At 61.2% G+C, this 22600-nt stretch carries 17 protein-coding genes and 1 other annotated feature; of the genes, 3 read left to right on the plus strand and 14 right to left on the minus strand.

Features of this window, described 5'->3' with window-relative positions; genetic code table 11:
- Positions 1 to 101: 101 nt before the first annotated feature.
- From ilvD to ilvB, 4 genes are all read right to left on the minus strand, one after another.
- On the minus strand, positions 102 to 1760 hold the full coding sequence (ilvD, locus tag J3350_RS10315; protein ID WP_207686548.1) for a dihydroxy-acid dehydratase: 1659 nt from the start codon (positions 1758 to 1760) through the stop codon (positions 102 to 104).
- Between the two features lie 282 nt (positions 1761 to 2042).
- Positions 2043 to 3062, minus strand: coding sequence for a ketol-acid reductoisomerase (gene ilvC, locus J3350_RS10320; RefSeq protein WP_097791419.1), 1020 nt, complete (start codon positions 3060 to 3062; stop codon positions 2043 to 2045).
- A gap of 203 nt (positions 3063 to 3265) precedes the next feature.
- Positions 3266 to 3826, minus strand: a complete 561-nt coding sequence (ilvN, locus tag J3350_RS10325; protein WP_207686549.1) for an acetolactate synthase small subunit — start codon at positions 3824 to 3826, stop codon at positions 3266 to 3268.
- 13 nt (positions 3827 to 3839) lie between these two features.
- Positions 3840 to 5504 carry a biosynthetic-type acetolactate synthase large subunit gene (ilvB, locus tag J3350_RS10330; RefSeq protein WP_207686550.1) on the minus strand — a complete coding sequence of 555 codons (1665 nt, stop codon included), beginning with the start codon at positions 5502 to 5504 and terminating at the stop codon, positions 3840 to 3842.
- A 251-nt stretch (positions 5505 to 5755) separates the two neighbouring features.
- Between ilvB and J3350_RS10335 the strand changes: the two genes are divergently transcribed.
- Entirely contained in the window at positions 5756 to 6973 is a 1218-nt protein-coding gene (locus J3350_RS10335) for an ATP-binding protein (RefSeq protein WP_097791416.1), read from the plus strand.
- 53 nt (positions 6974 to 7026) lie between these two features.
- On the opposite strand, the gene ilvA is transcribed toward J3350_RS10335, so the two are convergent.
- The 8 genes from ilvA to J3350_RS10375 all read right to left on the minus strand — a co-directional run bounded on the left by ilvA (position 7027) and on the right by J3350_RS10375 (position 17936).
- Entirely contained in the window at positions 7027 to 8232 is a 1206-nt protein-coding gene (gene ilvA / locus J3350_RS10340) for a threonine ammonia-lyase (RefSeq protein ID WP_097791415.1), read from the minus strand.
- Between the two features lie 162 nt (positions 8233 to 8394).
- Positions 8395 to 9468, minus strand: a complete 1074-nt coding sequence (leuB, locus tag J3350_RS10345; RefSeq protein ID WP_097791414.1) for a 3-isopropylmalate dehydrogenase — start codon at positions 9466 to 9468, stop codon at positions 8395 to 8397.
- Between the two features lie 157 nt (positions 9469 to 9625).
- Positions 9626 to 10111: a 3-isopropylmalate dehydratase small subunit gene (leuD, locus tag J3350_RS10350; RefSeq protein WP_097791413.1), complete on the minus strand. Its 486-nt coding sequence runs from the start codon at positions 10109 to 10111 to the stop codon at positions 9626 to 9628.
- Between the two features lie 15 nt (positions 10112 to 10126).
- Positions 10127 to 11386, minus strand: coding sequence for a 3-isopropylmalate dehydratase large subunit (gene leuC / locus J3350_RS10355; protein ID WP_207686551.1), 1260 nt, complete (start codon positions 11384 to 11386; stop codon positions 10127 to 10129).
- Positions 11387 to 11462: 76 nt separating this feature from the next.
- Positions 11463 to 13115 carry a 2-isopropylmalate synthase gene (locus J3350_RS10360; protein ID WP_207686552.1) on the minus strand — a complete coding sequence of 551 codons (1653 nt, stop codon included), beginning with the start codon at positions 13113 to 13115 and terminating at the stop codon, positions 11463 to 11465.
- A 210-nt stretch (positions 13116 to 13325) separates the two neighbouring features.
- Positions 13326 to 13584: a binding site (T-box leader), on the minus strand.
- 137 nt (positions 13585 to 13721) lie between these two features.
- Complete coding sequence (locus J3350_RS10365; protein ID WP_242700251.1) at positions 13722 to 14489, minus strand: transcriptional regulator, IclR family protein; 768 nt, start codon at positions 14487 to 14489, stop codon at positions 13722 to 13724.
- A gap of 95 nt (positions 14490 to 14584) precedes the next feature.
- A complete protein-coding gene (ftsH, locus tag J3350_RS10370) occupies positions 14585 to 16405 on the minus strand; it encodes an ATP-dependent zinc metalloprotease FtsH (RefSeq protein ID WP_207686553.1) in 1821 nt (606 codons plus the stop codon).
- Between the two features lie 241 nt (positions 16406 to 16646).
- Positions 16647 to 17936, minus strand: a complete 1290-nt coding sequence (locus tag J3350_RS10375) for an O-acetylhomoserine aminocarboxypropyltransferase/cysteine synthase family protein (protein ID WP_097791409.1) — start codon at positions 17934 to 17936, stop codon at positions 16647 to 16649.
- A gap of 451 nt (positions 17937 to 18387) precedes the next feature.
- On the opposite strand from J3350_RS10375, the gene J3350_RS10380 reads away from it, so the two are divergent.
- Positions 18388 to 19077 carry a vitamin B12 dependent-methionine synthase activation domain-containing protein gene (locus tag J3350_RS10380; RefSeq protein WP_097791408.1) on the plus strand — a complete coding sequence of 230 codons (690 nt, stop codon included), beginning with the start codon at positions 18388 to 18390 and terminating at the stop codon, positions 19075 to 19077.
- On the plus strand, positions 19064 to 21499 hold the full coding sequence (locus J3350_RS10385; protein ID WP_207686554.1) for a homocysteine S-methyltransferase family protein: 2436 nt from the start codon (positions 19064 to 19066) through the stop codon (positions 21497 to 21499). Before J3350_RS10380 ends, J3350_RS10385 begins: the two co-directional genes overlap by 14 nt.
- Positions 21500 to 21654: 155 nt before the next feature.
- Here the strand turns inward: J3350_RS10385 and J3350_RS10390 are convergent, their stop codons facing one another.
- On the minus strand, positions 21655 to 22311 hold the full coding sequence (locus J3350_RS10390) for a cytidine deaminase (RefSeq protein WP_242700252.1): 657 nt from the start codon (positions 22309 to 22311) through the stop codon (positions 21655 to 21657).
- A complete protein-coding gene (locus J3350_RS10400) occupies positions 22301 to 22582 on the minus strand; it encodes a type II toxin-antitoxin system prevent-host-death family antitoxin (RefSeq protein ID WP_207686555.1) in 282 nt (93 codons plus the stop codon). The genes J3350_RS10390 and J3350_RS10400 overlap by 11 nt, the downstream gene beginning before the upstream one ends.
- Positions 22583 to 22600 lie beyond the last annotated feature (18 nt).

Genomic DNA, 22600 nt, shown 5'->3' on the forward strand with positions numbered 1-22600 from the left:
TAGAAAACAGATTGGGGCCGGGAGCTTTTCCCGGCCCCAATCTGTTTTCCGGGCGCAAAAAAGAGGAACTGCACGGGGCAGTTCCTCTGGAAAAAGGCTGTTTACTTGAGCACCGCACCGAGGTTTGCACTCGTGACCATGCGGGCATAGCGGCTGAGCCAGCCGGTCTTGATGTTGGGTTCGGGTGCGACATACCGGGCTTTGCGCTCGGCCAGAACGTCGTCGGAGACCTCCAGCGTGATGCTGGCGTTGGGGATATCAATGTGGATGATATCGCCCTCCTCGATGAGGCCGATGGGGCCGCCGGAAGCAGCTTCGGGGCTGACATGGCCGATGGCGGCACCGCGGGAAGCGCCGGAGAAGCGGCCGTCGGTGATGAGGGCGACGGTCTTGTCCAGCTTCATGCCGGCCAGTGCGGAAGTCGGATTCAGCATCTCACGCATACCGGGGCCGCCCTTGGGGCCTTCGTAGCGGATGACCACCACATCGCCGGGCACGATCTGGCCTGCGTAGATGGCCGCAATGGCGGTCTCCTCGCTGTTGAAGACGCGGGCCGGGCCGGAGTGCTCCTGCATCTCCGGGGCGACGGCGCTGCGCTTGACCACGCAACCGTCCGGTGCGATGTTGCCCCACAGGATCTGCAGACCGCCGGTGGGGGAGTAGGGGTTCTCGATGGGGCGGATGGCCTTATCGTTCAGGATGCGGGCACCCTGGATGTTCTCGCCCAGCGTTTTGCCGGTGACGGTGGGGACATCCAGATCCAGCAGGCCCTTCTTGGCCAGCTCGGCCTGCACGGCGGGGATGCCGCCTGCGGCGTAGAGGTCGGGCATGTGGGTCGGGCCGGCGGGGGCCAGATGGCAGAGGTTCGGGGTCTTGGCGCTGATCTCGTTGAAGAGCTTCAGGTCGATGGGGACCCCGGCCTCGTAGGCGATGGCCAGCAGGTGCAGCACGGTGTTGGTGGAGCAGCCCAGCGCCATATCACAGGTGAGCGCGTTGCGGATGGAGCGCTCGTTGATGATCTGGCGGGCGGTGATGCCCTTGTTGACCATCTCCATGATGGCCATACCGGCGTGCTTGGCCAATTGCAGACGCTTCGAGTAGACCGCCGGGATGGTGCCGTTGCCGGGCAGGGCGATGCCGATGGCCTCGCACAGGCAGTTCATGCTGTTGGCGGTGTACATGCCGGAGCAGCTTCCACAACTGGGGCAGCAATTGCAGGTGCAGTCTTCCAGCTGCGCATCGGTGATCATACCGGCCTTGTAAGCGCCCACGGCCTCGAACATCTTGGAGAGGCTAACCTCTTCGCCGCCGTAAGTGCCGGCCAGCATCGGGCCGCCGGAGCAGACCACGGCGGGCACGTCCATGCGGACGGCAGCCATGACCATGCCGGGTACGATCTTATCACAGTTGGGCACGAGGACCAGGCCGTCCAGCTGGTGGGCCATGAGCATGGTCTCGACGCTGTCGCAGATGAGCTCGCGGGAGGCGAGGGAATACTTCATGCCCACATGGCCCATGGCGATGCCGTCGCAGACGCCGATGGCCGGGATGAGGATGGGCGTACCGCCTGCCATCTCGACACCGGCCTTGACTGCATCGGCGATCTTATCCAGATTCATGTGGCCGGGCACGATCTCGCTGTAGGCGCTGACCACGCCGATGAGGGGGCGCTCCAGCTCTTCGGGGGTGTAGCCCAGGGCGTAAAACAGGCTGCGGTTCGGGGCGCGCTCTGAGCCTTTGGTCACGTTGTCACTTCTCATATGTTGTCCTCTCTTTTCTGAAACCCTCTCAGTCAACGCCTGACGGCGTTGCCAGCTCCCCCGAAGGGGGAGCCATTGGCACGCCGGGCAAGCCAAGGGTGTTTATCACAAAATGCCGGGCCCCGCTCTCCTTATCAACAACAGCAGACTTGATGCTGCTGGGTGAGAGAACAGCGCCCGGCGCTTTATAGGAAAATGAAATTCAAATCGTTCAGCAGGAGCTTTGCCGATACGCCAGCGGCTCGCCCTTCGGGAGAGCTGGCGCGAAGCGCCTGAGAGGGTTTACTTCTTCAGCCAGCTCATCATGCTGCGCAGCTCTGCGCCGACCTTTTCGATGGGCAGCTCGGCTTCCATGCGGCGCTTTGCCAGGAAGTGGACCTTGCGGCCGCCGTTGGGGCTCATCTCGGTCAGGAACTCAGAGGCGAAGGTGCCGTCCTGGATCTCGGTCAGGACCTTCTTCATCTCCTTGCGGGTCTCAGCGGTGATCAGGCGCTTGCCGGTGCGGTAGTCGCCATACTCTGCGGTGTTGGAGATGGAGTAACGCATCTTGGAGAAGCCGCCCTCGTTGATCAGGTCAACGATCAGCTTCATCTCGTGGCAGGTCTCGAAGTAAGCCATCTCCGGCTCGTAGCCAGCCTCGACCAGCGTATCGAAACCGGCGTGGATCAGCTCGGAGACACCGCCGCACAGAACGGCCTGCTCGCCGAACAGGTCGGTCTCGGTCTCCTCCTTGAAGGTGGTCTGCAGGATGCCTGCACGGCCGGCACCGATGCCGGAAGCGTAAGCCAGAGCGATGTCCTTGGCCTTGCCGGTGTAGTCCTGCTCCACGCAGATCAGAGAGGGGCAGCCCTCGCCCTCGGTGTACAGGCGGCGGACGATGTGGCCGGGGCCCTTGGGGGCGATCATGATGACGTCCACATTCTTGGGTGCGGTGATGGTCTTGAAGTGGATGTTGAAGCCGTGTGCAAAGGCCAGAGCCTTGCCCTCGGTCATGTAGGGTGCGACCTGCTTGTTGTAGATGTCGGCGCACAGCTCATCGGGCACCAGCATCATGACGACGTCGCCAGCCTTGGCAGCCTCTTCGACTTCCATGACCTTGAAGTTGTCGTGGGTGGCGGCGAACTCGGAAGCCTTCTCCCAGTGTGCAGAGCCTTTGCGCAGGCCGACGACGACGTTGACGCCGCTCTCGGCCAGGTTCTCGGAATGGGCGTGGCCCTGGCTGCCGAAGCCGATGACAGCGACGGTCTTGCCGTCCAGCACACCGAGGTTGCAGTCGGAATCGTAATATTTCTTGATGGCCATGGTAGTTGTTCTCCTTTTGCTTTTTCTGTTTGGATTTTATATTCGGTTGATTTGAAAACTGGGTGAAACTCTCTCAGTCTCGCATTGCTCGCCAGCTCTCCCAAAGGGAGAGCTTTGGTGCGAACGTTTCCGTCCCTGCAAAAACCTCGCCCTTCGGGAGAGGTGGCAGCGCGTAAGCGCTGACGGAGAGGGTCAAAAACGTGTTAGTGGCACGTCGTTCCCGGCAGGGGCAGCTGCGCGTCGCGCACTTCCTGCGGGGGTTTCTGTATGTGCTGGTGCATCCCGCCGCGTTCCAGCGCGGTGACGCCGGTGCGGCACAGTTCGAGGATGGTGTAATCCGCGAACATCTTCAGGAAGGCGTCGATCTTTTCGGGCTTGCCGATCAGTTCAAAGACCATGCTGTCCGGGGACAGGTCGATGATCTTGGCCTTGTAGATGCTGCCCACCTCCCGCAGCTCCGCGCGGTTGTGGACATCGGCGGCGACCTTGAGCAGCAGCAGCTCCCGCTCCAGCGCGTTCTCGTGGTTGAGCACGAAGACCTGGCGGGTGACTTCCAGCCGCTCGGTCTGGAGGATGAGCTGGTTCAGCTCCTTTTCGGTGCCGGACACTGCGACCGTGATGCGGCTGACGGTGGGGTCGTTGGTGGCGGAAACGGTCAGGCTGTCGATGTTGAAGCCGCGGCGGCAGAAAAGGCTGGACACACGGGCCAGAACGCCGCTCTGGTTGTCCACCAGCAGACTGATGACTCTGCGTTTGGATTCCATGGTGCGTTCCTCCTTACTTCATGATGATATCGTTGATGTCGCCGCCGCCGGGGATCATGGGCAGGACCTTTTCGTCCTTGTCGATGATGCACTCGATCCAGGTGGGGCCTTTGCGCTTCATCGCTTCGGCAAAGGCGGACTGGAACTCGGCGAGATTTTGGCAGCGGTATCCCTTCAGGCCAAAGCCCTCGGCCAGCTTGACGAAGTCGGTGTGGCGGTGGGGGTCGGTCTGGGAGTAGCGCTTGCCGTAGAACGCGCTCTGCCACTGGCGGACCATGCCCAGCACCTGGTTGTTGAAGATGACCGTGATGATGGGCAGCTCGTAACTGACCGCCGTGCAGGCCTCGTTGAGGTTCATGTGGAAGGAGCCGTCGCCCGTGAACATGACCACCCGCTGGTCGCGGCCCAGCGCCATCTGTGCGCCGATGGCTGCACCGTAGCCGAAGCCCATGGTGCCCAGACCGCCGCTGGTGATGAAGCCGCGGCTCTTGGTGTGGCGGATGTACTGTGCCGCCCACATCTGATGCTGGCCCACGTCGGTGACGTAGACGGCCTCCGGGCCGCACTGGCTGCACACCTCGCCGATGACCTGATGGGGCATCAGGCGGGACGCGTCGGACACGGGATGATAATCCTGCGCCTGCCACTCGCGGATCATGGCCATCCACTCCGGGTGCTTTGCCTCCTGGATGAGGGGGAGCATCCCGCCCAGCACGTAGGCGGCATCGCCAGTAATGGCCAGATCCACATCCACGTTCTTGCCCAGCTCGCTGGGGTCGATGTCGATCTGGATGATGGTGGCATTTTTCGCAAAGGTCTTGGGGTTCAGGGCCACACGGTCCGAGAAGCGGGTGCCCAGTGCGATGAGGACATCGCAGTCGGCCACGGCCCGGTTGGAGGTGTAGCAGCCGTGCATTCCCACCATGCCGATGTTCATCGGGTCGCCGTAGGGCACGACGCCTGCCGCCATCAGGGTGTAGGTGGCGGGGATCTCCGCTTTGTGGATGAGGTCCCGCAGGGGCTGGCAGGAGGCTGCGCTCCGCACACCGCCGCCAAAGTAGACCAGAGGCCGCTTGGCCGCGTTGATGAGGTCGGCGGCCCACTTGACCTGTTCTTCGTTATATGTGGTCACGGTGCGGATCTTTTCCGGCTGCTTGGGAGTGAACTCGCAGACCGCAGCGGTCACATCCTTGGGAATGTCCACGAGGACGGGGCCTTTGCGGCCGCTCTGCGCAATGCGGAATGCGGCCCGCATGGTGTCGGCCAGGTCTTCGACCCTGCGCACCGTGAAATTGTGCTTGGTGATGGGCATCGTGATGCCCTCGATGTAGGCTTCCTGAAAGCTGTCCGTGCCAAGGCTCGCTGTGGCGACGTTGCCGGTGAAGGCGACCATGGGCACCGAGTCCATGTAGGCCGTGGCAATGCCGGTGACGAGGTTGGTGGCACCCGGCCCGCTGGTGGCCAGCACCACGCCGGTACGGCCGGTGGCGCGGGCATAACCGTCTGCCGCATGGGAGGCGCCCTGCTCGTGGGCGGTCAGCACATGGGTGATGCGGTCGGCGTTCTTGTACAGCTCATCGTAAAGGTTCAGCACTGCGCCGCCGGGGTAACCGAAGATGGTATCCACCCCCTGCTCGCAGAGCACCTCAACAAAAATCTGCGAACCATTCAACTGCATGTCTTGTCTCTCCTGTTTCCTGTCTCTCTTCCAACTCTACACTTTCAAAATTCCCTCAGATACGTCAAATTTCGTATCCTGCATCCTCGATGGAACGTTGGGTCAATTATACTATAAATCGGTCAGATGTCAAACAATGTTTTGTAAAGTGAATCACCCGAAAGATGAAGATAATTAAACACAGGGTTGCACTGAGTCTGCAACAGCGGTATAATTTTGGTACATTCGTTAAATATAAGAGGGAAAAGGCTATGAAACTTCGTGAATGGAACGCCCGGCTGCACGGGCTTGTGATCTTCCGCGCCCTGCTGGAAGACCCGGTGGTGGCCAAATTATTGGACCTGACCGACCGGATGGAAGCGGGCACCCGCAGCATGGGCCCGGTGTGCGACGCCGTGGCGGCCTTTGAGGCGGCTTTGTTCGAGCAGACCACCAATCTGGGCGAGTATCTTGCCAATGCGGTGCTGGAGACCGAGACGGTCTGTGTGCGGCAGGCTGCGGCGGGCGGCATCGCGCCGGTGATGCAAAAGGCACTGGACAGTGAACTGAGCTTTTTGCAGGAGCTTTGCCGCCTGACGCTGGATGAGCTGTTCCAGACGGCTTATTCCGAACAGGCCCAGCGGCCGGAACTGGCCTTCCTGCCCCGGTGGGAGACGAAGGACATCGACCTGGCAGCGGCTTACGCCCAGCGGATGCAGGAGGCCGGGAAAAAGGGTTACGGCATGTTTGCCAAACACCATGTCTTCACGGTGGAGAACGGGCGTCTGGTGCCGGTCAAGTACCCGGACCCTCAGCGCCTGTCCGAACTGCCCGGTTACGAGGGCGAGCGGGAAAAGGTCATCGCCAACACCAAAGCTCTGCTGGCCGGGATGCCGGCCAACAACGTCCTGCTGTACGGTGACGCGGGCACCGGCAAATCGAGCGCGGTCAAGGCCATCGCCAACGAGTTCGCGCCCGACGGCCTGCGTCTGGTGGAAGTCAAGAAGAACCAGCTCTATCAGATCCCCGACCTGATGGATAAGCTGGCGGCGAACCCGCTCAAGTTCATCTTCTTCATCGACGACCTGAGCTTCACCGCCAACGACGACAACTTCGCAGCCCTCAAGGCCATCCTCGAAGGCAGCGTGGGCGGCCGGGCCAGAAACATTGCGGTCTATGCGACCTCCAACCGCCGCCACCTCATCAAGGAGACCATGACCGACCGCACCGGTGATGACATCCACGAGGCCGACACCCGGCAGGAACTGATGAGCCTGTCGGCCCGCTTCGGCCTCACCGTGACCTTCCAGCGGCCCGAAAAGGCCCGCTTTGAGGCCATCCTCACCGAGCTGGCCAGACAGCACGACATCCGGATGCCGATGGATCAGCTCCTCGTCAAGGCCGAGGCGTTCGCCATCCGCGCCGGTGGCCGCAGCCCCCGCGTGGCCAAACAGTTCATCGAGCAGTGTGAGAGCGGCGTACAGAAGTAAGAACAAGCAAGAAAGGCAGTGCCCATGCGGGCACTGCCTTTCTTGCTATAAAATCAAACGCGCTCGGCGACGAGCTGGAAACCGGCTTTGGTCAGCTCCGTGCGGATCTGCTCGATCTGCGCATGGTCGCGGGTCTCCAATGCCAGCTTGAGGAAGCAGCTGGAGATGGGCATATTGGGGTCGGAGCCGTCGTGCAGGACGGAGACGACGTTGCTGCCGCAGCGGGAGACGATCTCGGCCACCTTCTTGAGCTGGCCGGGCTTGTCCTCCAGTGCGATGGTCAGGTTGGCTTTGCGGCCGCTCATGACCAGACCGCGGGTGATGACGCGGTTGAGGATGTTCACGTCGATGTTGCCGCCGGAGATGACGCAGACGACCTTTTTGCCCTCGATGGGCAGCTTGTGGAAGAGGGCGGCCGCCACGGGCACTGCACCGGCTCCCTCGGCGACGAGCTTCTGGTTCTCCATCAGAGAGAGGATGGCGGCTGCCGTTTCATCCTCGGTCACGGTCACGATGTCGTCCACATACTCTTCGCAGAGCTGGTAAGTCAGCTCACCGGGGGTCTTGACCTGGATGCCGTCCGCGAAGGTGGAGGCAGCGGAGAGGGTCTGGTATTTGTGCTCGTGGAGGGAGCGGTACATGCTGGGAGCACCCTCGGCCTGAACGCCGTAGACCTTGACGTCCGGTTTGAGGCTCTTGATGGCAAAGGCCACGCCGGAGATGAGGCCGCCGCCGCCCACAGGCACGATGACCGCATCCACATCGGGCAGCTGGTCCAAAATTTCCAGACCGATGGTGCCCTGACCCGCGATGACCTGTTCGTCGTCGTAGGGGTGGATGAAGGTCATGCCGGTCTCAGCCTGCAGCTCGACGGCCTTGTCGTGGGCGTCGTCGTAGGTGCCAGGCACGAGGCAGACCTCTGCGCCCAGGCTCTTGGTGTTCTCCACCTTCATGATGGGCGCACCGTCCGGCATACAGACGATGCTTTTGATGCCCCGGCGGGTCGCGGCCAGCGCCACGCCCTGGGCGTGGTTGCCTGCCGAGCAGGCGATGACGCCTTTTTCGCTCTCCTCTTTGGAGAGCTGGCTGATCTTATAATAGGCACCGCGCACCTTGAAGCTGCCGGTGGCCTGCAGGTTCTCGGTCTTCAGGTAGAGCTGGCAGTCCTTGGAGAGTTTGGGGGCCTCGATGAGGTCGGTCTTGCGGGCAACATCCTTGAGCACGAAAGCGGCATGGTAAACTTTATCCAGAGTCAACATCGTTCGTTCCTATCCTTTGTTCCATAAATGTGATGCAATAAAGTATAGGATACCAAAAGTCTTTTGTCAAATGAAAGGATTTCACGATTTGACCGGCTGGGGTGACGAAGCGCCAGGAACCGCAAAAAAGCGACGCCGCGCGGCGTCGCTTTTTGTAGAGGTTCAGATCTCGGCCAGAATGGCGTCGCCCATGCCGGAGCAGCCGACACAGGTGCAGCCGTCGCTCATGTTGTCGGCGGTGCGGATGCCCTTGTCCAGCACCTTGCTCACCGCGTTCTCGATGGCGTCCGCTTCCTCGGCCAGACCGAAGGAGTAACGCAGCATCATGGCGGCGGAGAGGATGCAGGCGGTGGGGTTGACGATGTCCTTGCCGGCAATATCGGGGGCGGAGCCGTGGATGGGCTCATACAGGCCGCGGGTGCCGTCGCCCAGCGAGGAGGAAGGGATCATGCCGATGGAGCCGGTGATCATCGAAGCCTCGTCGGAAAGAATGTCGCCGAACATGTTCTCGGTGACGATGACGTCGAACTGCGCGGGGTTCTTGACGATCTGCATGGCGCAGTTGTCCACGAACATCTCACTGTACGCGACGTCCGGATATTCGGCCTGCAGCCGGTGCATGACCGAGCGCCAGAGGCGGCTGGTGTCCAGCACGTTGGCCTTGTCCACGCAGCAGAGCTTCTTGCGGCGCTTTCGGGCCGTCTCGAAGCCGATGCGGCCGATGCGCTCGATCTCGTGCTCTGCGTAGGGCATGGAGTCGATGGCCTGCTTCTCGCCGTTTTCGAGGGTGTGGGTCTCGTGCGCGCCGAAGTACACGCCGCCGATGAGCTCCCGCACGATGAGAAAGTCGATGCCCTGGGCCACGATCTCCGGCTTCAGGGGGCTGGCCGGGGCCAGCTGGGGCCAGATCTTGGCCGGGCGGTTGTTGGCGTACAGCCCCATCCCGGCGCGCAGGCGGAGCAGGCCCTTTTCGGGGCGCTGCTCACCGGGCAGGCCCTCCCACTTGGGGCCGCCCACGGCACCCAGCAGGACGCTGTCCGCAGCCAGGCACTTGTCCAGCTCGTGCTGGGGGAGCGGGTCGCCGTATTTGTCGATGGCCTCGCCGCCCATGGCAGCGTCGGTGTAGTGGAAGGTGTGGCCGTACTTCTCGGCCACTTGATCGAGGACGCGGAGCGTCTGCTTCACGATCTCCGGGCTGGAGCAGTCGCCCCAGATGACAGCAATGTTTTTTTCCATTGGGTTCTCCTTCTATTGTCAGGCTTGCCTTTGTACAACCTCTCCGTCACCTTCGGTGACACCTCTCCTGGTAGGAGAGGCCTTGGCATTGCACAAACTTCATCGTTTTGCCAAAGGCTCCCCCTTCGGGGGAGCTGGCACGAAGTGCCTGAGAGGGTCACTTCGTCAGCGACTTCATCAGGCCGCCGTCGGCGATGATCTTCTGGATAAAGGGCGGGAAGGGTTCGGCCTGGAAGGTCTGGCCGGTGGTCTTGTCGGTGATGACGCCGGTGTCGAAGTCCACATGGACCTCGTCGCCTGCGGCGATGGCGTCGGCGGCTTCGGGGCACTCCATGATGGGCAGGCCGATGTTGATGCTGTTGCGGTAGAAGATGCGGGCAAAGCTTTTGGCGATGACCACCGAGATGCCGGCGGTCTTGATGGCCAGCGGGGCGTGCTCACGGGAGGAGCCGCAGCCGAAGTTCCAGCCGCCGACCATGATGTCGCCCGCGTGGACATTGTGAACGAAGTCCTTGTCGATGTCCTCCATGCAGTGGGCGGCCAGCTCTTTGGCGTCGGGGGTGTTCAGGTAGCGGGCCGGGATGATGACGTCGGTATCCACATTGTCCGGGTATTTGAAAACGGAGCCGTTTGCGTTGTTCATGGTGTTTCTCCTCTCTTAGACCGTGCGGGGGTCGGTGATATAGCCGGTGAGGGCGCTGGCGGCGGCGGTGGCCGGGGATGCCAGATAGACCTCGCTCTTCACATGGCCCATGCGGCCCACGAAGTTGCGGTTGGTGGTGGAGACGCAGCGTTCGCCTTCGGCCAGAATGCCCATGTAGCCGCCCAGGCAGGGGCCGCAGGTGGGGGTGGAGACGATGCAGCCCGCATCAATGAAGGCAGTGGTCCAGCCGCGCAGGATGCACTCCTTGTAAACGGCCATGGTGGCGGGGATGATGATGCCGCGCACCCCCTTGGCGATGTGCCGGCCCTTGAGGATGTTGTAGGCGGCCTCCATGTCTTCCAGACGGCCGTTGGTGCAGCTGCCGATGACGACCTGGTCAATTTTGATCGTTTTGCCCTCGGCGGCGGGGTGGGTGTTCTCCGGCAGATGGGGGTAGCTGACGGTGGGTTCGAGCTGGGAAAGGTCGATCTCGATGGTCTGCTCGTACACGGCATCCGGGTCGGCCTCGTAGAAGACCGGCTCGCGCTGGCTGCGGCCCTTGAGGTAGGCTCTGGTGGTCTCGTCCACGGGGAAGATGCCGTTCTTGGCACCGGCCTCGATGGCCATGTTGCAGACGCACAGGCGGTCGTCCATGGTCAGGGAAGCCACGCCGGGGCCGGTGAACTCCATGGACTTGTACAGCGCACCGTCCACGCCGATCTGGCCGATGATGTGGAGGATGAGGTCTTTGCCGGAGACGCGGGGGCCGAACTTGCCCTTGAGCACGAACTGGATGGCGGCAGGCACCTTGAACCATGCCATGCCGGTGGCCATGCCCGCGGCCATGTCGGTGGAGCCAACGCCGGTGGAGAAGGCCCCCAGCGCACCGTAGGTGCAGGTGTGGCTGTCGGCACCGATGACGCAGTCACCGGCGGTCACGATGCCTTTTTCGGGCAGGAGGGCGTGTTCAATGCCCATCTGACCGACATCGTAGAAATTGAGGATGTCGTATTTGTTGGCGAACTCACGGCACTGCTTGGACTGGGTGGCGCTCTTGATATCCTTGTTGGGGACGAAGTGGTCCAGCACGATGGCGATGTGCTCTTTGTCGAACACGCCGTCAAAGCCTGCTTTTTCGAACTCGTTGATGGCAACGGGGGTGGTGATGTCGTTGCCCAGCACGAGATCCAGCTTTGCGTTGATGAGCTGGCCTGCCTTGACCTCGGCCAGACCGGCATGTGCGGCTAAAATCTTCTGCGTCAGGGTCATTCCCATGGTGGTACTCTCCTTTTATATGATATCTGCTGTTTGCCCTCTCCGTCTGCGAAGCAGACGGAGAGGGCAAGGCCTTTTACTTGCTATTGATCGCACTCACCAGCGCTTTGATGCCGGCGACGATGATGTCGGTGTCGGTGCCGGCACCCCAGGTCATGCTGCCATCGCCCCAAGCCAGGCCGACATAGGAGGCAGCGCGGGAGGTGGAGCCTTCGTCCAGGCTGTGTTCGGAGTAGGCTTCGAGGTGGAAGTCCATCCCGGTCGCGCTCTGGATGGCGTTGGCCACGGCGTCCAGACGGCCGTTGCCCACCGAGGTGACGACCTTGCGCTGGCCGTTCAGCTCCAGCGTGACGGTCGCAGTGATGCCGTCCACCTGAGCGAAGTGTGCCTCGATGACCGAGAGCGGCTTGTTTTTATTGAGGAAACTCTCCTCGAAGATGCGGAGCACTTCGGAAGCGCTCAGCTCCTTGTGGCTGTGGTCGGAGACATTCTTGACCTTGTAGCCCAGGTCTTCGCGCATCTTGGGGGGCAGGTTGTAGCCGTAGTTCTGCTCCAGCACAAAGCCGATGCCGCCCTTGCCGCTCTGGCTGTTGATGCGGATGACGTCGGCGTCGTAGGTGCGGCCGATGTCGTGCGGGTCGATGGGGATGTAGGGGCAGGTCCAGCGGTGTTCGCCGTGCTCCTTGCGGTAGGCCATGCCCTTGGCGATGGCGTCCTGATGGCTTCCGGAGAAGGCCGCAAAGACCAGCTGGCCCGCATAGGGGGTGCGCTCGTAGATGTGCATCCGGGTTACACGCTCATAGGTGGCGCAGATGTCCGGCATGTTGGAGAAATCGAGTTTGGGGTCCACGCCGTGGCTGTACATGTTCATGGCCAGAGTGACGGCATCGACGTTGCCGGTGCGCTCGCCGTTGCCGAACAGGCAGCACTCCACGCGCTGTGCACCGGCCAGCACGGCCAGCTCGGCGCAGGCCACGCCGGTGCCGCGGTCGTTGTGGGGGTGGGTGGAGATGATGACGCTGTCGCGGTGCTTGAGGTGCTTGTCGCAGTACTCGATCTGGTTTGCGTAGACGTGCGGCATGCTCATCTCAACGGTGACGGGCAGGTTGATGATCATCGGGCGGTCGGGCGTCGGCTCCATGATGTCCAGCACGGCGTTGCAGACCTCGACGGCATAATCGACCTCGGTGCCGGTGAAGCTCTCCGGGCTGTACTCGAACAGGAAGTTGCCCTCGTACTCCTGGCTGAGCTGCTTGACCAGCCGGGCACCGTCGGTGGCGATCTTCTTGATCTCTTCCTTGCTCTTGTGGAACACCTGCTCACGCTGGGCCACGGAGGTGGAGTTGTAGAAGTGGATGACTGCGCGGGGTGCGCCCTTGACGGCCTCGAAGGTGCGGCGGATGATGTGGTCGCGGCACTGGGTCAGCACCTGCACAGTGACATCGTCGGGGATCATATCCTTCTCGATGAGGGTGCGCAGGAACTCGTACTCGGTCTCGCTGGCGGCAGGGAAGCCGACCTCGATCTCCTTGAAACCGATCCGGACCAGCATCTGGAAGAACTCCAGCTTCTCTTCCAGGCTCATGGGCACGATCAGCGCCTGATTGCCGTCGCGCAGGTCCACGCTGCACCATGCAGGTGCCTGTTCAATGTGATCTTTTTTGACCCAGCTGTCGTAACCGGCCGGTACGGGGTAATACCCCGGTGCGTACTTGGTAGCGTCCATCATATTCGTTGTCCTCCTGGCTTCCTATCAGCTTACATTCAACACTTTTTGCAGGCGGTCTTGTCCCTCTCCGTCATTGCTTCGCAATGCCACCTCCCCCGAAGTGGGAGGTTTGAAGCTCCCCCCTTTGGGGGAGCTGGCGCGAAGCGCCTGAGAGGGTAAGTCTGCTGCTCAAACGAAAAAAGGCTCCCGTCTCTCAAAGGACGAAATCCTCTGAGAGACGAGAGCCTGTAAGTTCTGTTACAGGGCACCCGTGGTACCACTCTCTTTGCTGGCAAGACCAGCCACTCACACGATCGGCTTTTGGCGGCGAATCGCTGCCCCGGTAACGGTGGGCATCCGTCAGGGCCTACTGTGGTTTCAGCCCTGCCGCTCAGGGGCCAGTAACCGAAGCTTCCCGCACCGCCTTGCACCACCCGGCGGCTCTCTGTAAGCAGAAAACACTTCGTTTTTTCCCCGTCAACGCATTTGCGCTTGTTTCAAAGTGAGCTTATTTTACCAGACCGGTCTGCCTCTGTCAAGCAGTTTGGCTCAGATGCAGAATGAAGAAAATTCAACTTTCGACGGAAAATTCCGGGCAGGTTTCATTCTTCGATGCACCGGAACCGGTCAGCGGCCAGCGGAAGTCTGTGCGTCGCCGGTCTCGTCGATCATCATGACGTTGCCCTGGATGGGATTTTCCACCGGGGAGGCGTAGCCGCCGTAGTTCGAGTCGCGGCCGACGAGCAGGTCGCGGCGGCAGCGCAGGCCGACATGGAGGACGGCAGAACTGCTGATGTGGCGCAGGGTGACCTTGGTGGTGTCGCGCTGGCCCTCGCACAGCAGGGACAGGTTCAGGGTGGTGGAGGCCTTGTTGGTCGTCAGGACCACGGTGCGCACCCCGTTGTCCATCAGCTTGCGCATCTCACCGACGGTGGCGCGGAAGGTGGCGACATCTTCCGGGACGGAGAGGGTCAGAACCTGATCCTTCACCGAGGCGGTATAGAGCACCTGCTTGCCCAGCAGGCCCTTGACGGTGTATCTGGCCGAATAGGCCGGGTTGGAGGCAATCGTCGACTCCGAAGTCTGCGCATCGCCGGTCTCGGCGATCATCATGACGTTGCCCTGAATGGGGTCTTCCACCGGGGCGGCGTAGCCGCCGTAGTTCGGGTCACGCTCGGCGGAGGGCTGTGCATCGCTGCTGTGCAGGGCGATGTCGCCCTGGGTCATGGTGCTCTCGTCCTGCGGGGGCAGATAGCCTGCCACGACGGCTTCGTCTGCGGCCGTTTCGGCGGAAGGCTCAGCGGCAAACGCACCGAGGCTCATGGACGCCATGGCGGACAGGATGAGGGCGGCGGCGATGGCCTGACGGCCAAATTTCGTATTCAAAATCTTCATGGATCATATCCTCCTGATTCAGGGGCTCGTTCGGCCCGTTCTGCCTTGTATACGAACCGGAGAAATGGATTATTGCAGCATCGCTGGAAAAAATATTATTCCCGCTCCAGGATCTCCATGAATTCATCGCCGGTGATGGTCTCTTTCTGGTAGAGGTACTTGGCCAGCTCGTCCAGCTTCTGGCGGTTGTCGGTCAGGATCTGGATGGCCTTCTGGTGCTGGGCCCTGACCAGCTCCACAACCTTCTGGTCGATCTCGCGCTGGGTTTGGGCCGAGCAGGCCAGCGAGGTGTCGCCGCCCAGATACTGGTTGTTCACGGTCTCCAGCGCCACCATGTCGAACTCGTCGCTCATGCCGTAGCGGGTGAGCATGGCGCGGGCCAGCTTGGTGGCCTGCTCGATGTCGTTGGAAGCACCGGTGGTGATGGAACCGAACGCGACCTCCTCGGCAGCGCGGCCGCCGGTCAGGGTGGCGATCTTGTTTTCCAGCTCGGTCTTATCCATCAGGTAGTGGTTGCCCTCTTCCACCTGCATGGTAAAGCCCAGTGCGCCGGAGGTGCGGGGGATGATGGTGATCTTCTGCACCGGCGCGGAGTGGGTCTGCTTGGCGGCGACCAGCGCGTGGCCGATCTCGTGGTAGGCCACGATGCACTTTTCCTTGTCGGTGAGGATGGAATTCTTCTTCTGGTAGCCTGCAATGACCACTTCGATGCTCTCTTCGAGGTCAGCCTGGGTCACGCTCTTGCGGCCCGCGCGGACGGCCCGCAGCGCAGCCTCGTTGACGATGTTGGCCAGCTCGGCACCGGACGCACCGGAGGCCATCCGGGCCACGACGCTGAAATCAACGCCGGGAGCCAGCGCGATCTTTTTGGCGTGGACTTTCAAAATCTCTTCGCGGCCCTTCAGGTCGGGCAGCTCGACGGGAACGCGGCGGTCAAAGCGGCCGGGGCGGGTCAGAGCCGGGTCCAGAGACTCCGGGCGGTTGGTGGCTGCCAGAATGATGACGCCGTTGTTGCCCTCAAAGCCGTCCATCTCGGTGAGCAGCTGGTTCAGGGTCTGTTCGCGCTCATCGTTGCCGCCGTACTGGCCGCTGTTGCGCTTCTGGCCAATGGCGTCGATCTCGTCAATGAAGACGATGCAGGGGGCTTTCTCCTTGGCCTGTTTGAACAGGTCGCGCACCTTGGAAGCGCCCATGCCCACGAACATTTCCACGAATTCGGAGCCGGACATGGAGAAGAAGGGCACGTTGGATTCACCGGCCACGGCCTTGGCCAGCATGGTCTTGCCGGTGCCCGGAGGGCCGACGAGCAGGATGCCCTTGGGCATCTGGGCACCGATGTCCTTGTATTTGCTGGGGTCGTGCAGGTAGTTGACGACCTCCTGCAGGTTCTCCTTGGCTTCGTCCTCACCGGCCACATCCGCAAAATGGATGCCCTCGGTGGACTGGACGTAGACCTTGGCATTGGATTTTCCCATGCCGCCGAACATCATCGAGTTGGGGCCGCCCATTTTTTCCATGAGCTTTTTGTTCATAAAGTTGCCCAGCGCGGTGAAGAGGACGATGGGCAGCACGAACCAGAGCAAGAAGCTGAGAATGGGCGAGGTCTGCTCCACGATCTCACTGGAAAACGCAGCCCCGGCGTCATACAGGCGCTCGGTGAGGCTGGGGTCGTTCATCAGGCCGGTCCGGTAGACCTGGGTCTCGTCTTTGTCGGTAAAGATGATCTGGTTGCTCTCAATGTCCACACGGCCGATGTTCTTATCCTCGGTCATGCTCATAAAGGTGCCGTAATCCACCTCTTTGACCTGGCGCTCGCTCATCCACGGCACCAGAACGAGGTTGAGGAGCAGAAGCACCAGCAGCACGACGGTGTAATAGATGGCCAGCGGCTTTTTCGGCGTTTTGACTTCTTTCATGATGATCCTCCTTTTTTCAGGGTCTCTGCTGTTATGATACCACAATCGAAGTTCAGTTCCAGCGTTTCCAGCGCCTTTTTGCAAAAACTTCGCGGTTTGTTCACAAAAGGTGCAGAACAAAAGGGCCTCCGCCCCACGGGGAGCAGAAACCCTTTCGTTCACACACACATTTTAGGAGAAAAGGAGAGTTGATTCGGAGAATGGGGGAGTTCAATCGCACGAGCGGGCAAACAGGGGAGGGTTATTCGCCGCGGACGGCTGCAAAACCGGCTTCGAGGTCGGCGAGGATGTCGTCGATGTGCTCGGTGCCGATGGACAGGCGGATGGTGTTCTGGTAGATCTGCTGCTCGGCCAGTTCGGCGTCGTTCAGCTGGCTGTGGGTGGTGGAAGCCGGGTGGATGACCAGGCTCTTCACGTCGGCCACGTTGGCCAGCAGGGAGAAGATCTTCAGGTTGTCGATGAACTTGAAGGCTTCCTCGCGGCCGCCCTTGATATTAAAGGTAAAGATGGAGGCGCCGCCGTTGGGGAAATACTTCTGATACAGCGCGTGGTCGGGGTGGTCGGGCAGGGAAGGATGGTTGACCTTCTCGACCTGGGGATGGTTGGCCAGGAACGCGACGACCTTCTTGGTGTTCTCGACGTGGCGCTCGATGCGCAGGCTCAAAGTCTCGGTGCCCTGCAGCAGCAGGAATGCGTTGAACGGAGAGATGGTGGCACCGGTATCGCGCAGCAGGATGGCGCGGATGTAGGTGACGAAGGCGGCGGGGCCGGCGGCATCGGCAAAGGAGACGCCGTGGTAGCTGGGGTTGGGGGCGGCGATGTTGGGATAACGGCCGCTGGCTTTCCAGTCGAAGTTGCCGCTGTCCACGATGATGCCGCCCAGCGTGGTGCCGTGGCCGCCGATGAACTTGGTGGCGGAGTGGACCACGATGTCTGCGCCGTGCTCGATGGGGCGGATCAGATACGGGGTGCCGAAGGTGTTATCAATGACCAGCGGCAGGCCATGCTTGTGGGCGATGGCTGCGATGGCGTCGATGTCGGGAATGTCGCTGTTGGGGTTGCCCAGGGTCTCCAGATAGACAGCCTTGGTGTTGGGCTGGATGGCGTTCTCCACCTCGGCCAGGTCGTGGGCGTTCACGAAGGTGGTGGTGATGCCGAACTGGGTCAGGGTGTGCTCCAGCAGGTTGTAGCTGCCGCCGTAGATGGTTTTCTGCGCCACGATGTGGTCACCGGCCTGTGCCAGAGCCTCGATGGTGTAGCTGATGGCGGCAGCACCGGAAGCGGTGGCCAGCGCAGCCACGCCGCCTTCCAGCGCGGCGATGCGCTTCTCGAAGACGTCCTGGGTGGAGTTGGTCAGGCGGCCATAGATGTTGCCTGCGTCAGCCAGACCGAAGCGGTCGGCGGCGTGCTGGCTGTTGCGGAAGACGTAGGACGTGGTCTGGTAGATGGGCACGGCGCGGGAATCGGTGGCGGGATCGGCCTGCTCCTGGCCAACGTGCAGCTGAAGGGTCTCGAATTTATAGTTAGACATGTTGATTGCCTCTCTTTTTGTACAAATAGTATTATTTTTATCTACAAAAAATCCCGGTCGCTGCGGTCTCAAGACAGCGCACCGGGCAAGAAGATCCTGACGTGTTTCGGGGCTTTACCGGCACGGACACATTCGTCCGGCGGAGGGCAAAGCACAGCAGTTCGTCCAGAATTCTGCCCGGTCTGTGTACATTCGCCCACAACGGAAGTTTGCATGAAGCAGGTTTTTCCAAATCAGCGACATCGCGGTGCCCTCCTTTCTCTGAATTTCCCACCAAGTTGGTGGATTGGATGGTTGCATTATATCCTCATTTACCTAGATTGTCAATAGGTTTATGGAAGAAACTTCAAAATTTTCTGCAGCGACGCAGAGCGGTATTTTTGGTTGACCGTCTGCCCTTCGTGTTGTATACTGAATCTATTCTTTTGTCTTATGAAGGAGGGGAGCCGGGATGTCCATCGGGCCAAGTCGTCCGCTCGTGCTGGAAAAGCCGGACGCCATTGATCTGCAGCAGGCCGCGCGGTATTTTGGTCAGCGGGGCCCGGCGGATGAAGCGACGGCTTCTTTATTAGAACGATGTGCCGTGCCCATTCTGGCGGCGGCCACACCCCGCGCCGTCTGGCTGGAAGGGGATGTGCAGAGCCTTGCCGAGGCCGGGCTTCTGCTGGGGGAGGATGTCTTCCGCCACCTGACCGGCTGCAGCCATGCCGTTTTGCTGGCCGTGACCCTTGGCCCCGGTGTGGATGCGCAGATCCGCCGGGCCGGGGTGGGGGACATCGCGGCCGGGGTGGCGTCGGATGCGCTGGGCTCGGCATTGGCCGAGCAGATGGCAGATGCCGCCGAGGCGGAGCTGCGCCAGTGGGCCGCAGGGCAGGGCAGGTATCTGACGGGCCGCTATTCGCCCGGCTACGGCGACTGGCCCATCACGGTGCAGCCGCTGGTGGCCGCAGCACTGGACACCGCCCGCCGGGCGGGCCTCTGCGTGACGGACAGCAACCTGATGACGCCCCGCAAGAGCGTCACGGCGCTGCTGGGCGTCAGCGACCATCCGGTCCGGGGGCATCTGGCAGGGTGCGGCCACTGTGTGCTGCGCACCCGCTGCGAATATCGAAAGAGGGGAATCACCTGTGCAAGTGAATGAACTGTTTACCCAACCGAATACCATCCTGCTGGACGGCGGCATGGGCACCATGCTGCAGGCGGCCGGCCTGAAGCTGGGTGCCCGCCCGGAGGAGCTGAACCTGACTGACCCGGCCCTCATCGAGGGCATCCATGCGCAGTATGCCGCCGCAGGCAGCCGCATCATCAATGCGAACACCTTCGGCGCGTCGGCCCACAAGCTGGCGGGCAGCGCATATACGCTGGAAGAGGTCATCGCGGCGGGCATCGCGAACTGCAAGCGGGCCTGTGCGCCCTACGGCGCGCTGGCGGCGCTGGACGTCGGCCCGCTGGGCGAACTGCTGGAGCCCAACGGCACACTGGCCTTTGAAGATGCCGTGGCCGAGTTTGGCCGCATCGTCCGGGCGGGTGCTGCCGCCGGGGCTGACCTCATCTTCTTTGAGACCTTCACCGACCTATACGAACTGAAGGCTGCTCTGCTGGCCGCCAAAGAGAACAGCACTCTGCCCATCCTCGCCAGCATGAGCTTTGAGGCGGGCGGGCGCACCTTCACCGGCTGCACGGTCGAGAGCTTTGCGGCCACCGCACGTGGTCTGGGAGCGGATGCCATCGGCATCAACTGTTCGCTTGGCCCCAGGGAGATCTTCCCGATGGCAAAGCGGCTGGCCGAGGCCGTGCCCGGCAGCTTCCCGGTTTTCGTCAAGCCAAACGCGGGCCTGCCCCGCGCCGACGGCTCCGGCTACGATATCACCCCGCAGCTCTACGCCATGCAGATGAAGCCCTACCGGGAACTGCACCTCTTTGCGGCAGGCGGCTGCTGCGGCACGACGCCGGAGTTCATCCGGCTGCTGAACGGTGTGTTTGCAGACTGCCAGCCCGGCCGGCCCGACCACCCCATGCAGTCGGTCATCTGCTCCCCGGTCAGCTGTGTCAACGTGGACGGCATCACCGTGGTGGGAGAGCGGATCAACCCCACCGGAAAAAAGCGGTTCCAGCAGGCCCTGCGCGAACAGGATATGAACTACATTCTGGAACAGGCGGTCAGCCAGGCCGAGGCCGGGGCGCAGATCCTGGACGTCAATGTGGGTGCGCCCGGTGTGGACGAGCCCGCGCTGATGGAACAGGTGGTCAAGGCCCTGCAAAGTGTGGTCAGCCTGCCGCTGCAGCTGGATTCCTCCCACGCCGATGCACTGGAACGCGGTCTGCGGGTCTACAACGGCAAGCCCATCGTCAACTCGGTGAATGGCGAGCCGGAAGTGCTGGAAAAGGTGCTGCCCCTCTGCAAAAAGTACGGTGCCGCTGTCGTCGGCCTGGCCATTGACAAAAAGGGCATCCAGCCCGGAGCGGAAGACCGCGTGGCCATCGCCCGCCGCATCAAGGAAGCGGCGCTGGCAGCGGGCATCCCGCAGGAGGATATTTACATCGACTGCCTGACCCTGACGGCCAGCGCCCAGCAGAAGGATGTCCTCGCCACGGTGGAGGCCCTGCACACCTGCAAGACGGAACTTGGCGTCCGGACCATCCTGGGCGTGTCGAACATCAGCTTCGGTCTGCCCTGCCGCACTTACCTGAACACGACCTTCCTCACGATGGCCATGTATGCGGGGCTGGACCTCGCCATCATGAACCCGTCCAGCGAGGAGATGATGGCAGCGGTCTACGCCTACAACGTTCTGACCAACCGGGACCCCCAGAGTACCCGGTACATCGAGCGGTATGCGAACCGGGTGCCCGCCTCCACGGCGCTGGCGCAGGCGAACCAGAACGCCGTGGCAGCGCAGGGCACGCAGCCCGGCGATGCAGCAGAAATCTCCGGCCCCTATGCGCCCCTCATCAAGGCGGTGGAAAAGGGCCTGAAGGGCGAAGCCGCCGCCCAGACCCGCGCCCTGCTGGAGACGAAGGAAGCGCTGGAACTGGTGGACGAAGCCCTCATCCCGGCGCTGGACATCGTGGGCAGCAAGTACGAGAAGGGCACCCTCTATCTGCCGCAGCTGCTGCAGGCGGCCAGCGCCGCCCAGAGCGCCTTTGAGGAGATCAAGACGGCCATCGCCAAAAAGGGCGGCACCAGTGAGAGCAAGGGCCGCATCGTCATCGCCACGGTCAAGGGGGACGTCCACGACATCGGCAAGAACATCGTGAAGGTCATCCTCGAAAACTACGGCTTTGAGGTCATCGACCTGGGCCGCGACGTGCCGGTGGAGACGGTCGTGAACACCGTCCGGGAGAAGAACGTGCATCTGGTCGGCCTGTCCGCCCTGATGACGACCACCCTCAAGAGCATGGAAGAGACCATTGCGGCCCTCCATGCAGCCAAACTGGACTGCAAGATCATGGTCGGCGGTGCCGTCCTGACGCCGGAATACGCCGAAAAGATCGGCGCCGACTGGTACGCGAAGGACGCCAAGCGCAGCGCCGATATCGCCAAGGAATTTTTCGGGGTCTAAAAAGGGGCTGCTGCACAAGGCGAAAAGCCAGTGCAGCAGTCCCTTTTTATAGTGTTCATAGCGCTCGAACCTTTAAGCTGGCATATCGTTGCTGCGGTCGGAGCGCTTCAAACCGAGAAACGGCGGCACTTCTGCGATGAGGAAGTGCCGCGAACTTATTCGTTCCAATGTTCAAGTTCTTCAGCGGGGTATGCTTTTGTCCAATGATAGGGCTGCAATTCTTTCAGCTGTACGAACTTGATTTTTTCTTCTTCTGTGGTAACTGCTACCTGCACATCTTCACCCCAATATCTTAATCTCTCCTGGCAAATACCGCACGGAGACAATACCTGATAAGGGGATTTCTCATCTTTACGGACAAGACACATGCAATGCGTTACCTTTTCATTGAATTTGTGTGCTTCAAGCATTGCACCTGTCTCAATGCACAAAACAGCAGATGCGTTAGCAGTCTCAATGCTGACACTTGTGTAATAATTTCCATTCGATGTATGCACGACACCAGCACCACCCCAACCGACAGGATACCGTGTTTCAATCAGTTCTACCGCCCTGCGGTACATTTCGTTTTCGATTTCATAGTTTCTCATATAAATCTCCATGCCAACTTCTGAGTTGTTGAGCTGAGTATACCATACTCTGTGAAGAATAGCAAAAGGCAGGATACCACCGCTTGGTGATACCCTGCCTGTTTTATCTCGCAGCTCTTTCAGTACGCGGCTGGCCGTTTTCGGGTAAAAGCCGGACAGATACCGGGCGATCTCGTTCAAGTCCTGCACAGCAAGGGGCAGATATTGGATCTTATACGTCATACTGTTTGCCCAGCGTCTCCCATACGCTTTCGTGGTCTGCCCACTGCGTGTCAGGGTCAGCCGCCTGCTGTTTTGCCTTGGCAAGTGCCTCGGCAACATACCGCTGGTGCATAAACTCCTCGTACTTGGCGTAGTCCTCGATGTTGATGAGGACCGATTCTCCACGACCATGATTCGTGATGATCACATGGTCATGGTCTTTGAGCATCTCCGAAATTTCAGCGTAATGATTGCGCAGGTCGCGGGATGGGCGAACGAATGTCTGCATCATATGGGACACCTCCTGTCA

The sequence above is a fragment of the Faecalibacterium sp. Marseille-Q3530 genome (assembly GCF_017377625.1).
GTDB lineage: Bacteria > Bacillota > Clostridia > Oscillospirales > Ruminococcaceae > Faecalibacterium > Faecalibacterium prausnitzii_E.